General features: G+C 60.7%; 12 protein-coding genes. 3 read left to right on the top strand and 9 right to left on the bottom strand.

Going from position 1 to position 13,522, the window contains the following annotated elements:
• Positions 1–5 precede the first annotated feature (5 nt).
• The 5 genes from SWE17_RS13640 to purU all read right to left on the bottom strand — a co-directional run bounded on the left by SWE17_RS13640 (position 6) and on the right by purU (position 5,593).
• The gene (locus tag SWE17_RS13640; protein WP_322993629.1) at positions 6–1,694 is read right to left on the bottom strand and encodes an FAD-dependent monooxygenase; all 1,689 of its coding nucleotides are present in this window, start codon (positions 1,692–1,694) and stop codon (positions 6–8) included.
• 17 nt (positions 1,695–1,711) lie between these two features.
• Complete coding sequence (locus SWE17_RS13635; RefSeq protein WP_322993628.1) at positions 1,712–2,146, bottom strand: MarR family transcriptional regulator; 435 nt, start codon at positions 2,144–2,146, stop codon at positions 1,712–1,714.
• 122 nt (positions 2,147–2,268) lie between these two features.
• Positions 2,269–3,777: an FAD-linked oxidase C-terminal domain-containing protein gene (locus SWE17_RS13630; RefSeq protein ID WP_322993627.1), complete on the bottom strand. Its 1,509-nt coding sequence runs from the start codon at positions 3,775–3,777 to the stop codon at positions 2,269–2,271.
• Between the two features lie 92 nt (positions 3,778–3,869).
• Positions 3,870–4,745: a LysR substrate-binding domain-containing protein gene (locus SWE17_RS13625; RefSeq protein ID WP_322993626.1), complete on the bottom strand. Its 876-nt coding sequence runs from the start codon at positions 4,743–4,745 to the stop codon at positions 3,870–3,872.
• Complete coding sequence (gene purU, locus SWE17_RS13620; protein WP_322993625.1) at positions 4,745–5,593, bottom strand: formyltetrahydrofolate deformylase; 849 nt, start codon at positions 5,591–5,593, stop codon at positions 4,745–4,747. The genes SWE17_RS13625 and purU overlap by 1 nt, the downstream gene beginning before the upstream one ends.
• Positions 5,594–5,778: 185 nt before the next feature.
• Here purU and SWE17_RS13615 point away from each other — a divergent pair, with 185 nt between their 5' ends.
• Both SWE17_RS13615 and SWE17_RS13610 read left to right on the top strand, forming a co-directional pair.
• Positions 5,779–7,113: an aminotransferase class III-fold pyridoxal phosphate-dependent enzyme gene (locus SWE17_RS13615; RefSeq protein ID WP_322993624.1), complete on the top strand. Its 1,335-nt coding sequence runs from the start codon at positions 5,779–5,781 to the stop codon at positions 7,111–7,113.
• A gap of 57 nt (positions 7,114–7,170) precedes the next feature.
• On the top strand, positions 7,171–8,253 hold the full coding sequence (locus SWE17_RS13610; RefSeq protein ID WP_322993623.1) for an AbrB family transcriptional regulator: 1,083 nt from the start codon (positions 7,171–7,173) through the stop codon (positions 8,251–8,253).
• Positions 8,254–8,282: 29 nt separating this feature from the next.
• On the opposite strand, the gene SWE17_RS13605 is transcribed toward SWE17_RS13610, so the two are convergent.
• The 3 genes from SWE17_RS13605 to SWE17_RS13595 form a co-directional block, all read right to left on the bottom strand.
• Positions 8,283–8,564, bottom strand: coding sequence for a DUF3567 domain-containing protein (locus SWE17_RS13605; RefSeq protein ID WP_100120129.1), 282 nt, complete (start codon positions 8,562–8,564; stop codon positions 8,283–8,285).
• 70 nt (positions 8,565–8,634) lie between these two features.
• Entirely contained in the window at positions 8,635–9,861 is a 1,227-nt protein-coding gene (locus tag SWE17_RS13600) for a DUF3108 domain-containing protein (RefSeq protein WP_322993622.1), read from the bottom strand.
• 33 nt (positions 9,862–9,894) lie between these two features.
• On the bottom strand, positions 9,895–10,725 hold the full coding sequence (locus SWE17_RS13595; protein ID WP_322993621.1) for an IclR family transcriptional regulator: 831 nt from the start codon (positions 10,723–10,725) through the stop codon (positions 9,895–9,897).
• 104 nt (positions 10,726–10,829) lie between these two features.
• Between SWE17_RS13595 and SWE17_RS13590 the strand changes: the two genes are divergently transcribed.
• Positions 10,830–11,840, top strand: coding sequence for a fumarylacetoacetate hydrolase family protein (locus SWE17_RS13590; RefSeq protein WP_322993620.1), 1,011 nt, complete (start codon positions 10,830–10,832; stop codon positions 11,838–11,840).
• A 116-nt stretch (positions 11,841–11,956) separates the two neighbouring features.
• Here the strand turns inward: SWE17_RS13590 and gatB are convergent, their stop codons facing one another.
• Positions 11,957–13,411: an Asp-tRNA(Asn)/Glu-tRNA(Gln) amidotransferase subunit GatB gene (gene gatB / locus SWE17_RS13585; protein ID WP_322993619.1), complete on the bottom strand. Its 1,455-nt coding sequence runs from the start codon at positions 13,409–13,411 to the stop codon at positions 11,957–11,959.
• Between the last annotated feature and the right edge of the window lie 111 nt (positions 13,412–13,522).

Here is a 13,522-nt window from a genome sequence, read left to right as displayed (position 1 = left end):
TGTCCTTATTGTGGCAAGGCGTTGGTCAGTGCGGCTTGCAAGCGGGTGGCGTCCAGTGTGAGCCAACGGGCGCAGATATGCTGGTCCGGGCGGAGCAAATAAGCGCCGCCGTTTGCCGGCACGCCATAACGCTGGCGCAGGTGACCGTCGGCATCGGGCAGGTGTTGGTCGGCCCCGGCCACAGCTTGGGCCGCGCCGACCGCGATCACGTTCAGGGGCACGCCTTGGGCGCGAGCGGTCTGGATGACGTGTTGCAGCGCCTCGGGCAGGGCGGTGTCGGTGAAATACAGCAGGTCGAATCCGCCACCCAAGTGGTCGAGCAGGAAGTCATTCGCAGCCAAACGCACGTTTTGCGGCGGCGCGCCGTGGGCGGGGCCGCTCTTGAACAGGCTGTTGTCGTCCCCCGTGCTGTTGAGCAGTGAGTGAGTGTATTCGTGTGGCCGCGAGGTTCGCCAGTAGTACAGCGGGCGCACAAATTCTTGGGTGAGCGAGAGCGACAGCACCGCGTCGCGCAACAATCGAAAGCCGGGGCTGGGCGGTGCCATGAAGCGGGTGCTTTTGCCTGCTTCGGTGATGATCTCGCGTGCTGCGCCGACGCGCTCGGTGCTGTGGTTGGCCAGCAGCGCTGGGCCTGCCAGACCTTTGACCACAAAAGCCAGATGCCAGCCCAGCGACTGCGCATCTTGAAAGGCGGTGTTGGCCCCGCGCACGCCAAAAATCGGCAACAGATGGGCCGCGTCCCCCGTGAAGATCACGCTGCCGTGCACAAAGTCAGGCAGGGTGAGCGTGCGGGCTGAGTAAACCGAAGACCAGTCCATCTCCCACTTCAATCCTGTGTGGCCGATCATGGCCAGCTGCGCGTCGATGCGGGCCTTGAGCGATTCGGGGCGCAGCGCTTCTTCGGGCGTTTCGCCCGGGGGCAGTTGGTAGTCCACGCGCCACATGCCGTTCGGTTCGCGGTGCATCAAGATGGTGTTGCCGGGGTTCCACTCGGGGTCAAAAAAGGCCAATCGCTCGGTGGGGAACGGCAGATCAATTCGGATGTCGGCGATCACGAAAAAGCCTTCGTAGGACGCACCTTCCATTTGCAGGTTCATGGCGCTGCGGATGCCTGAACGCCCCCCGTCGGCGGCGACCACCCAGTCGCTCTCTATCGTGTAAGGGCCTTCAGGTGTGTCCACTTCCAGCAGGGCATAGCCGTCTTTCTGGTCAATTTTTTCTAGCTTGTTGCCCCAGCGGAAGTCGATCAGCGGATTCGCTTTGCAAGCGTCGTGCAGGTACTCCTCCATGAACTGCTGCTGCACGTTGATGATCGGGAAAAACCGGTCATCGGCATCGTGCGGCGCTTCCATGCGGAACACGCGCTGTCCCCGGTAATAAGAGTTGCCAAAGCGCCAAGGCAAACCGCCTGCAGTCATGCGGTCGGCCACGCCCACTTGTTGCAGGATTTCCATGGAGCGACGGGTGAAGCAAATCGCCCGGCTGCCTTGTGAGAACTGCAATTCGGCGCTCAGCACCACGCTGGGCACACCGTGGCGCGCCAGCTCCAGCGCAGTGACCATGCCGGCAGGGCCCGAGCCGACGATCACGACTTTTTTCCGATCTTGCGCAGGGTGTGCCGAAGCCAGCCAAGGCTTGAACACTTCATAGGTGTAATAAATCGAAGGCCGGGCTTCGGTGCTGGGGGTGTGCATAGGGCTTGAGTGGGGGATTAACGGGGACGGGCGTGGGCAATCAGGCGGTCGAACATCGTGCTCAAAGTGGTCTGTTCGTGTGGCGTGAGACAGCCAAAAATCTGATCGTTGCGCTGAGCGACCATGGCCATGGCACGCTCAAAAACTTGGCGACCCACGGCGGTGAGGGTCAGCACCACGCCCCGCCCATCGCCAGGGTGATCGGCTTTGATCACCAGGCCTTGATCCACCAAAGCCTGCGCTGCCCGGCTGGCCTGGCCTTTGTTGAGGTTGGCTTTTTCGGCCAGTTCTTTCACCGACAAAGGCTCAAACGTGCCAATCGTGGTCAGGCATCGGCCATCGCTCATCGACAGGCCTGTGTGCTCGGGATAGGCCGATTGGCTGTCAGCATCGGTCAGCTTGTGCAGTTGGTGCAGGCGATAGGTGAGCGTGCGGTCGAGTGGCGTGGGCATTCGGCTCTTCAGTCTGAAGGGTGTGAAAGAAGGTTTTATCTTAAGTTAATTTGGTTGCGCGCGCAACCAAATGGACATAAAAAAGCCTGAGGCATGATCAGGCTTTTTGGTGGGGTGTGGTCTCAGAATCGTGGCAAATCCGGGTGCTTGATGGCGCCCGCCCGCACCAGCATCTTGCCGTATTCGGCGCAGCGGTTCAGCGTCGGAATCACTTTGCCGGGATTGAGCAGGCCCTGCGGGTCAAAGGCGCGTTTGACCGCAAACATTTGCTTGTTTTCTTCGGCGCTGAACTGCACGCACATGCTGTTCACTTTTTCGATGCCCACACCGTGTTCGCCGGTCACAGTGCCGCCCATGGCCACGCTGGTTTCCAGAATCTCGGCGCCAAACAGCTCACAGCGGCGCAGTTGGTCGGCGTCGTTCGCATCGAACAAGATCAACGGGTGCAGATTGCCGTCGCCTGCGTGGAATACGTTCAAGCAACGCAGCGCGTATTTGGTTTCCATCTCAGAGATGGCTTGCAGGATATCGGCCAAGCGCTTGCGCGGGATGGTGGAGTCCATGCACATGTAGTCGGGGCTGATGCGGCCTGAGGCGGGGAAGGCATTTTTGCGGCCGCTCCAGAATTTCATGCGCTGGGCTTCGTCGCGGCTGACCGTGATGGCGGTCGCACCGCATCCGCGCAGCACCTCGCTCATGCGACCGATTTCTTCTTCCACTTCTTCGGGCGTGCCGTCGCTCTCGCACAAAAGAATAGCAGCTGCGCTCAAGTCATAGCCCGCGTGGACAAAGTCTTCCACCGCGATCGTCATGGGGCCGTCCATCATCTCCAGCCCGGCTGGGATGATGCCGGCCGCAATGACGGCAGCCACCGCGTCGCCCGCTTTGCGCACGTCGTCAAAGCTGGCCATGATGCAGCGGGCCAGCTGCGGCTTGGGCACCAGCTTGACGGTCACTTCGGTGGTCACGGCCAGCATGCCTTCGCTGCCCACCAGCACGGCCAGCAGGTCGTAGCCGGACGTGTCCAATGCATCGCTGCCAAACTCAATGGGCTCGCCTTCGATGGTGAAGCCTTTGACCTTAAGCACGTTGTGCACCGTCAGGCCGTATTTGAGGCAGTGCACGCCGCCCGAGTTTTCGGCCACGTTGCCGCCAATCGTGCAGGCGATCTGGCTGGACGGGTCGGGCGCGTAATACAAGCCATAGGGCGCAGCCGCTTCGCTGATGGCCAGGTTGCGCACACCGCACTGCACCACGGCCGTGCGGCTCACCGGGTCCACGTTTTTGATCTGGTTGAAGCGCGCCATCGACAGCGTAACGCCCATGCGGTGTGGCATCGCACCTCCCGACAAGCCAGTGCCTGCGCCGCGTGCCACCACGGGCACTTGCAGCGCGTGACAAGTCTTGAGCACGGCCTGCACTTGCGCTTCGGTCTCCGGCAAGGCCACGACCAGCGGGCGCTCTCGGTAAGCGGTCAGGCCGTCGCACTCGTAGGGCGTGGTGTCTTCGGGGGTGTAAAGAATGGCATCAGCCGGCAGCGCCAGGCCCAAGGCCTGCACCACAGCGCGTTGGCGCTCGGCACGTTCAGTCGCGGTCAGTTGCTGTGTTTCGGCAGGGGTGTTGGCGCTCATGGCATGGGAGACCTGTGGTGAAGGTTCAACTGTACGCCCAAGCCTGACCGAAGTGGATGAATAAACTTTGATGGATTTGTGAATTTGACCGCTCAGGCCAGCGCTTTTTTCAGCCAGTCGGCGAAGGTGGCGCACTCCCAGCGTTCCATGGTGCCGGTGCGCCAGCACAGGTAATGGGCGTGCGGGCTGGGCACGCTGCGCTCAAACAAACGCACCAATTGGCCACTTTCCAGCCAAGGGGCCCCCAGCTTGGTGCGGATCAAGCCCACCCCCAAGCCTTGAGCGGCGGCGTCGCACATCAGGCCTATGTCATTGAACGACGAGCCATCGGTGGGCTCGGGCCAGTCCAGGTCGTGCGCGGCAAACCAAGTGCGCCAAGGCTCCAGTGGGCTGCGCAAGAGGGCCACGCCCTGCAGGTCTTCTGCGTTGGCAAAGGGTCCGTTCTCTCGGAGCCAGGCGGGCGATGCCAAGGGCGTCACTTCATCTTTGGCCAGACACACATGCTCCACGTCCGAGTAACGACCCGTGCCAAAGCGCACCGTCAGGTCGGCATCTTCGGCCACCACGTCCAGCAGGGGAATGCTCACTTGCAGTGTGATGTCGATTTCGGGGTAGGCGTCCAAAAAGTGCTTGAGCCTCGGCATCAAGACCGAGCGCGCAAAAGTCGGGGTCACTGCCAAGCGCAGTTTGCGACGTCCGGGCGTGTTGCTGGCACTGGGGAAACGTTGCAGCGACACCAAGCCTTCGCGCACATGCGCAAGGTATTCGATGCCTTCGGTGGTGAGCGAAAAATCGGCCCGGCCAAACAGTTTCGTGCCAATGATTTGCTCCAACTGCTTGACCCGGTGGCTCACAGCGCTGGGCGTCACGCACAACTCTTCAGCGGCCTGGGTCACGCTGCGCAAACGCGCCAAGGCCTCAAAGGTCAAGAGGCACTGGATGGGCGGGATGCGGGACGCGACGGACATTACTTGAAGATCACCGTCTTGTGGCCGTTGATCAGGACGCGGTGCTCGCTGTGCCATTTCACGGCGCGTGCCAGCACTTGGCTCTCGGTGTCGCGGCCTTGGGCCGTCAGATCTTCTACGGTTTTGCTGTGGTCCACGCGGGCCACGTCTTGTTCGATGATGGGGCCTTCGTCCAGGTCGGCCGTCACATAGTGGGCGGTGGCCCCAATCAGTTTCACACCTCGGTCGTGTGCCTGGTAATAAGGCTTGGCGCCCTTGAAGCTGGGCAAAAAGCTGTGGTGGATGTTGATGGCGCGCCCGGCCAACTTGCGGCACAGGTCGTCGCTCAAAATTTGCATGTAACGGGCCAAAACGACCAGCTCGGCGCCCTCGGCCTGGATGATTTCGTACTGTTTGGCCTCCGCTTGCGCCTTGTTGTCTTTGGTCACCGGGATGTGGTGAAACGGCACGTTGTAGCTGGCGGCCAGTTGGTAGAACTCGCGGTGGTTGCTCACGATGGCGCGAATGTCCAAAGGCAGCAGGCCGCTCTTCCATCGGAACAGCAGGTCATTCAGGCAGTGGCCTTCCTTGCTGACCATGAGCACGGTGCGCATGGGCTGGGCGGTGGCGTGCAGGTCCCACTTCATGCTGAAGGTTTGGGCAAAAGCGGTCCACTGGGCATTCAGGCTTTCACCGTCCAATTGATCACACGCAAACTGCACCCGCATGAAAAACAGGCCGGTGTCATGGTCGTTGTACTGGGCCGCTTCTTCGATGTTGCCCCCGCGCTCCAGCAAAAAACCCGACACGGCATGCACGATGCCAGTGCGGTCAGGGCAAGAGAGGGTCAGGATGTAGGTCGTGGTCATGGGTTCAAGCAAGGGGGAAGGGCATCGACTGGGCAATGGCGGGGCGCTCCCCGTTGGCAGTCGTTGAAGTGGGTTCTATTGTAAAGACCTTGGTTTTTCTGTCGTTCGACCTGTCGCCCTGGGGCAGCAGGCTGCCGAATTGCCCATTAAACTGAGTCAATTCAGAGATTTTGAGGAGTATTGCTGTGGCCCATACCGAGTTCAACATGGACAACCAGTGGTTGCCGTTCACGCCTAACCGCACCTTCAAACAAGACCCGCGCGTGTTCGTGGGTGCCGAGGGCATGCACTTCACCACCCACGACGGCAAAAAAGTCATCGACGGCATCTCGAGCCTCTGGTGTGTGGGCGCAGGCCACAACCGCAAGCCGATCAATGAAGCCATCAAGAACCAGCTGGACACGCTGGACTACGCCACGGCGTTTCAGGCCAGCAACGACAAGGCCTTCAAAGCTGCCCAAATGATTGCCGACATGGCGCCGGGTGACTTGAACAAAGTGCTCTTTTGCAACTCGGGCTCGGAAGCGGCTGACACGGCCCTCAAAGTGGCGCTGGCCTACCACCGCGCCCGGGGCGAAGGCCACCGCACGGTGTTCATTGGCCGCGAAAAGGGTTACCACGGCGTCAACTTTGGTGGCATGAGCGTGGGCGGACTGCCCGCCAACCGCAAGGCGTTTGGTGCGCAACTGCTGCCTCGGGTGGACCACATGCGCTTCATCCATGACCCGGTGAACCACCCCTACATCCACCACGAAGAGCCCGTGTGGGCGGAAGACCCGCTGCTGGAACTGGAAAACCGCATTTTGGTCTTGCACGACCCGAGCAACATCGCAGCTGTGATCGTCGAGCCGATTGCGGGCAGCGCGGGCTGGTACATCCCGCCCCAAGGCTATGTGAAGCGGTTGCGCGAGATTTGCGACAAGCACGGCATTTTGTTGATTTTTGACGAAGTCATCACCGGATTTGGCCGCTTGGGCGTGAACTTTGGGGCTGACTACTACGGTGTGGTGCCCGACATGCTGAACTTCGCCAAGGCGGTGACCAACGGCGTGATTCCACTGGGCGGCGTGATTTGCCGTGACTTCATCTACGACGCGATGATGAACGCCAACTCACCCCAGCACGCCATTGAGTTTTTCCATGGCTACACCTACTCCGGCCACCCAGTCGCCTGTGCGGCAGCCATTGCCACGCTCGATTTGATGAAGGAAGAAAACCTTTTTGCCCGCGCCGGGCAAAAAGGCCGGGTGTTGGGCGACGCGATGCACAGCGCTTTGAAGGGCTTGCCCAACGTGATCGGCATCCGTACGCTGGGCCTGGCCGGGGCGGTTGAGCTGGCCAGCATCCCGGGCACGCCCGGCAAGCGGGCTTACGACATCTTCATGGACTGCTTCCACAAAGGCGTGTGGGTGCGTCCTGCGGGCGAAAACATCGTCATTTGTCCGCCCTACATCGTGGAAGATGCGCACATTGACCAGATTGTGCAGACCGTGGCCGACAGCATCCGCCGTCACGCCTGATGGCTTGGCGGTGGTGATCAGCCCGACCGCCCTGTGGGGCGGTCTTTTTTTGATGCCATGAACTTTCGTCACCTGATCCGCGTGGTGTTGACCTTGTTGGCCGCATGGCTGGCAGTTCAACTTTGCCTGTGGTTGCGCACGCCAATCCCTTGGATGCTGGGGCCTTTGCTGGTGACGGCTGTGGCTTCGGTGATGGGGGCTCCGACCCGAAGCGCCACGCCCTTGCGCAATGCGGGGCAGTGGGTGATCGGTGCCGCTTTGGGGCTGTACTTCACGCCGCAAGTGGGCGCACTGGTGGTCAGCTTGTGGTGGGCCATTGCATTGGCCGTGGTGTGGGCGCTGGCCATGGGGGCGATCTTCGGTGGCTGGTTGCAGCGCCAACACGCCGTCGATTTTGAACAATTGCCGCCTGGTGCGGGGCGGGCCACTTGTTATTTCGCTAGCGCCATCGGTGGCGCCTCCGAGATGACGTTGTTGGCTGAACGCCACGGCGCACGCACCGACTTGGTGGCGGCCTCGCACAGCGTGCGTTTGGTCATTGTGGTTTTGTCCGTGCCTTTTGCGATGCAGTGGGTGCAAAGTCACTGGGGTTTGACCATCGATACCCGGTTGTTGCCCGGTGCCGGGGCTGTGAATTGGCTGGGCTTGCTTTGGCTGGCGCTGGCCACGGCAGCTGGCGCCTTGGTCATGGCCGGTTTCAAACGCGCCAACCCTTGGTTCATGGGCGCTTTGTTGGCCTCGATGGGGCTCACACTGTCTGGCGTTGAATGGTCAACCATCCCCACCTTTTTGTCGAATGCGGCGCAGTTGGTGATTGGTGTGAGTTTGGGTGTGCGCTTTCGTAGAGAGTTTGTGCACACCGCACCGCGCTGGTTGCTATCGGTGGGCTTGGGCACCGTGGGCATGTTGCTGCTGTCGGTGGTCTTTGGCCAGTGTTTGGCTTGGGCCACAGGACTGCAAGCGGCCACCTTGATTTTGGGCACAGCGCCGGGCGGTATTGCCGAAATGGCCATCACGGCCAAGGTCTTGCAGCTCGGTGTGCCTGTGGTGACCGCGTTTCAAGTATGCCGTTTGGTGGCGGTGTTGATGCTGGTGGGGCCCATGTTTCAGTGGCTGGGCCAGGGTCAGAAAGCCGCCTGAAAAGAGACGGTCGGTTCAAACCAGTGGCGTCAGTGCACCACAACCGGTTGCTGGGCCAAGCCGGTGTAGCCCTCGAGCGTGTCTTCCACTTCCTCTTGTGTGGGTGTGTGCTGTTGCCAAGCCTGGATTTGTTGCTGGAACATTTCTGCCCACGAGCCGTCCAGATAAACCTCTTTGCCTGATCGTTTGTCCACAATTTCGAACCCGTGGCGCTCCAGCAAGGGTTTGCTGGTGGCAGGAGCGGGTTCAGCAGGTGCGTTGGCCAACACATGCATCACGGCAAACGTCTCGGATTCGTACAACAGGTTCATGGCTTCATTTTGACTCAAGTTATGCCCCTGATGTGATGCTGGATTGAACAACTTCAATAGGCTAGGGTTTTTAACCGGCTGGGACGGACGAGTGGGGTGCAGGGGAAGCTTGGTTCGGTAAAGGCGGCAAGGCCTCGTAGCCACTCAACACCAAGTCAATGTAGCTGCCACTGACTTGGGTGATCCTGATGCGCACGGGCATCCACGCGTGCTGGGCAGACACCCAAAACTCCACCGTTGCATCGAAGCGGTTGCGTGGTTGGCAGACCCATTTGGCGGTCGCTACGGCTTGTCCGTTCAATTGCAAGGTCTCGTTCTCACCCAAAGTGAGCAGCCATGGCAAGGCATCTTTGATGGTGGCGGTTTGGACTTGCAAGCGCGTGCCGGGTTCAAAGCGCTGAGGGGCACCCGCCATGGCGGCTGCCAGCTGCACGTAAAGGCTGATCTGGTCTTGCGCACCCGCTTCCAACAGGGCAATGGGCGCGTTGTTGCTGAACACCACTCGCTGGTTGGCGCGGTCAAAGTGGGCGGCTCGTTCGTTGCGCCAGCTGTCTGAAAAGCGCCTGGGGGCAAGACCCGATGCGTTGATCTCGCCCACACTGCGCCAATGCCGCGAGCCCACCAAGAATGCCTTCACCGACAAACTCAAGGCGTAGGCGGCTTCGTTGTGTTGCCAACGCAATTCGCCGTTGGCAAAGTAGTTCAATCCTTTTTCTTGGCCCGTCAGTTTGTAGCTGAGCAGCACCGAGGGCGGCAAAGCGCCCAGGGGTATTGGGGGCAATGCGGTGTTGGTGGTGTGAACTGATTGAGCGGGCGTTGCAGTTGAAGGTGTGGGCTCAGGGTCGGTGATTGTTTCGGTGCGTGGCGCTTCGGCCGTGGTGGCGGCAGCGGTATGGGCAGAGGCATCGGCAGAGGTTTGGGCCGTGGTACGAGTTTCGCTTGCAGCCTGAGTGGGTGTTTCACCCATAGATTCATGGTTTGATGCCGAGGGAGACTCCGGCATGGGCACATGCGCCGGTTCAGATGGGGCCTTCGGAACCGTCGCAATCCGCGTGCGGGGTTGGGCGGCCGGGGTCACAGGGGGCGAGGTCACGGTCGCAGTCGCAGGCGGTATCCAGCGTGTTTGAAGCGGTGCCACGCGCACCGCGTCGTCAGTTGGCAGGCGCCAGGCCAGGCTGCCCGTCATGCCCCAAAGCAGCGCCAAGTGCAGCGCCAGCACGGCCACCACCAACCAGCTGAGCACCCGCCGCGAGGGGTGTTCGTGCTGCGGCAACACCAAGGTCTTTGGTGTGTTCAATGGTGTAGAGCCTGGCCGCCGTGTCATGCCAGCTCAATCGCCATGCCAGCCCAAATCGGCCGACAATTGCTGCGCAAATTGGCGCAAGCGCTGTGCGATGGGCCCGTCCCATTCGGTGTCGAGGGTGGCAGATGAGCCCAAGGACACCACACCCAAGACCAGGTGTCCGTCGGCGTCAAACACGGGGGCGCACCAACCAGAAATACCCGGCAGCAGGACATTGACCACGCGGCCCAAGCCTTGTTGGCGTGTTTCTTCGTTCATGGCCTGCAATTGGGCGGGCGTGCTGGGCAAGTCCTTGCGGCCGAGTTTGCGGGCCTGCGCCAACTCATCTTCGATCATGGGTGCCGCTTTGTCGGCTCCGCCACCATGGTGGTTGAAGGCCGCAAAGCATCGTCCTGTGGCCGAAGACAAAAGCGGCATCACGTCGCCCAATCGCAAACTGACCGGTGCGGCCAGTGGCGTTTCTTGCCAGTGCACCAAGGTGGGCCCCCGGTTGCCCCAAACCGCCAAAGCGGTGGTGTGGCCAGTGGCTTCAATGAGGGCGGGTAAACGCTCGCGGGCCAGTTTGACAGCGTCAAGTCGAGACAAGGTGGCCAGGCCTAAGCGCAAGGTGGCCGGGCCCAATTCGTAGCGTGTGCTGGTGTTGTCTTGCACGACCAGACCCAAACGCTGAAAACTGACCAAATAACGGTGCGCCTTGGCGGCACTCATATGTGCCGCCGCGGCCAAGTCGCGCAGCATCAAAGGCCCCGGCGCTTGTGCCAGCACATCCAGCAAGGCAAATCCCACCTCGACCGATTGAATGCCTGCACGTTCCTTGTCGTTGTCAGGTGGGTTGAGGGCTGTGGTGTTTGATTCCATGTCGCCTAAAATCTGGTTTCGATTAGTTAAACGAGTTTAACAATGCGTAATTTTTCCGATGCGGCACACTGTAGCGCATGGCGACATGAAGGGACACATTCAACATGAAATTGGCGACCTACAAAGACGGCTCACGCGACGGACAACTGGTGGTGGTTTCGCGCGACCTTAGCACCGCTCATTATGCGACCGGCATCGCCAGCAAGCTGCAACAGGTGCTGGACGACTGGAACTTTCTGGCGCCCCAGCTGGAAGACCTGTACACGACGCTGAACCAAGGCAAAGCCCGCCACGCATTCCCGTTTGACCCGGCCCAATGCATGGCCCCGCTCCCCCGCGCCTACCAGTGGGCAGACGGCTCGGCTTACATCAACCACGTTGAATTGGTGCGTGCGGCACGCAACTCGGAAGTGCCCAGCAGCTTCTACACCGACCCTCTGATGTACCAAGGCGGCAGCGATGATTTCATCGGCCCTTGCGACCCGGTGGTGTGCGCCAGCGAAGCCTTTGGCATCGACTTTGAAGCCGAAATCGCCGTCATCACAGGCGATGTGCCCATGCAAACCAGCGCCGACGATGCCATCGAAGGCGTGCGCCTGATCATGCTGGCCAATGACGTGAGCCTGCGCAACTTGATCCCGAACGAACTGGCCAAAGGCTTTGGTTTTTTCCAGAGCAAACCCGCCACCGCCTTCAGTCCCGTAGCCGTGACGCCCGACGAACTGGGCGAGGCCTGGCAAGGCGGTCGCGTGCACCTGACGCTGCAGTCCACCTGGAACGGCCGCAAAGTGGGCATGTGCGAAGCCGGCCCCGAGATGACCTTCCACTTCGGCCAGCTGATTGCCCACATCTGCAAAACCCGCAACGTGCGGGCAGGTTCCGTGGTGGGCAGCGGCACTGTGAGCAACAAAAGCGTCGACGTGAACGGAAAACCCGAGTGGCCCAAAGGCTACAGCTGCATCGCCGAAAAACGCGCCATCGAAACCATTTTGGACGGCCAACCCAGCACCGATTTCATGAAGTACGGTGACACCATCCGCATCGAAATGAAGGGTTTGAACGGCGAGAGCTTGTTTGGGGCGATTGAGCAGGAAATCGTGCCGCTCGAGCGCTGAAGCCAGCACAATTCTTGTCCCTGTAGGAGGCCGCCCCTGCGACCGATGGGCGGTGTGGGGTGGCTGATCCAGTATTCGTGAGCAGAGGCTCGCTCCCACTCCCCCATGCGTGAGGGTTACCCGCCCAGCTTCTTCATCAACAAAGCATTCACCTGCCCCGGATTGGCCTTGCCCTTGCTGGCTTTCATGATCGGGCCGACCAGGCCGTTCAGGGTTTTGGCGTTACCCGCCTTGAACTCTTCGACGTTTTTGGGGTTGGCGGCCAGCACCTCGTCGATGATTTTTTCCAGCTCGCCGGTGTCGTTCATCTGCTTGAGGCCTCTGGCTTCGATGATGGCGTCGACTTCGCCCTCACCGTTCCACAGACCTTCAAACACCTGACGCGCCGCGTTGTTGCTGATGGTGTTGTCGCTGATGCGGCCAATCAAAGCCGCCAGTTGCGAGGCGCTCACGGGCGCTTGCTCGATGGCCATTTCGCTGGCCTTCAGGCGGCGTGACACTTCACCCATGATCCAGTTGCTGGCCAGTTTGGCTTGACCGCAGGCTTTGGCCGTGGCTTCAAAGTAGGCGGCGACTGCTTTGCTTTGCGTCAGTTGCGTGGCGTCGTATTCGGGCAGTGCGTAGTCTTTGACGAAGCGCTCGGCCATGACGCGCGGCAACTCGGCCATCTCGCCCTTCACGCGCTCGACCCAGTCGCGGCCAATCACCAGCGGTGGCAGATCCGGGTCCGGAAAGTAGCGGTAGTCGGCGGCGTCTTCCTTGGTGCGCATGGCGCGGGTCTCGCCCGTGTCGGGGTCGAACAGCACCGTGGCTTGCTGGATGGCGTGGCCGTCTTCGATCTGCTCGATCTGCCAGCGCACTTCATAGTCGATGGCCTGCTGCATGAATTTGAAGCTGTTCAGGTTCTTGATTTCGCGGCGGGTGCCCAGAGGGTCGCCGGGTTTTCGCACTGACACGTTGGCATCACACCGGAAGCTGCCTTCTTGCATGTTGCCGTCGCAGATGCCGATCCAGGTCACGATTTTGTGCAGCTCTTTGGCGTAGGCCACGGCTTCTTCGCTGCTGCGCATGTCGGGCTGGGTCACGATTTCCAGCAAGGGTGTGCCAGCGCGGTTCAGGTCGATGCCACTTTGACCAATGAAGTCTTCGTGCAGTGATTTGCCCGCGTCTTCTTCGAGGTGGGCACGCTCCAGGCGCACGGTTTTGCGCACCGTCTCTTTGCCTTCTTCAAGGAAGAAGGACACCTCGCCGCCTTGCACCACCGGGATCTCGAACTGGCTGATCTGGTAGCCCTTGGGCAGGTCGGGGTAGAAGTAGTTTTTGCGCGCAAAGATGCTGCGCTCGGCAATGTGCGCATTGATGGCCAAACCGAATTCAATGGCGCGTTCCACAGCGCCGATGTTCATCACGGGCAGTGTGCCGGGCAGGGCCATGTCCACCGCGCAGGCTTGCGTGTTGGCTTCGGCGCCAAAGGCGGTGGGTGCGCGGCTGAAGATCTTGCTTTGGGTGGAGAGTTGGGCGTGTGTTTCAAAGCCGATGACGACTTCGTAGCCTTGGACGAGTTTGCTCATGGTGTGTTTATCCGGTGAATCACAAGTGGCCTGTCGCCGTCACTGCGAGGAGCGCATGCGACGCTGCAGTCCATGGATCGCCACGCTTCGCTCGCGATGACGCAGCACTCA

The sequence above is a fragment of the Limnohabitans sp. genome, from assembly GCF_034680285.1.
Taxonomy (GTDB): Bacteria; Pseudomonadota; Gammaproteobacteria; order Burkholderiales; family Burkholderiaceae_C; genus Limnohabitans_A.
The sequence above is the reverse complement of the archived record's forward strand: the minus strand, read 5'-3'. Positions and strand labels throughout refer to the sequence as shown.